Genomic DNA, 262 nt, shown 5'->3' with positions numbered 1-262 from the left:
ATGTGTGTTAATTCGATTGCTGATGAACTCAGTTTAAATGGAGGAGCGGTTGAATCTTTATTGTTGACTATAGATAAAAACCAGCTTTGAGATGATCTCAAGCTTCTGGCAGATTTTGATTCATTAAATGTAGAGCTGTTTGTAGATTTCCTAACATTTGGTAGAGAAGTTGAAACTCCAGATCCTGCTTTAAAACCAATTTTCGAGACGACTTCAGGCAAGCTATTGATTCCTTGTTTGATGGTTTTGACTAATAATCTTC

Annotated in this window: 1 protein-coding gene; it reads right to left on the bottom strand. The window is 35.5% G+C overall.

Going from position 1 to position 262, the window contains the following annotated elements:
• Positions 1 to 221, bottom strand: a 221-nt coding sequence (locus tag SB749_RS19870) for a hypothetical protein (protein ID WP_410711821.1), incomplete at its 3' end; no start/stop codon positions are given.
• Positions 222 to 262 lie beyond the last annotated feature (41 nt).

The organism is Brevibacterium sp. SIMBA_078 (assembly GCF_046534565.1).
Lineage (GTDB): Bacteria > Actinomycetota > Actinomycetes > Actinomycetales > Brevibacteriaceae > Brevibacterium.
This window is presented reverse-complemented; position numbering and strand designations above follow the sequence as displayed.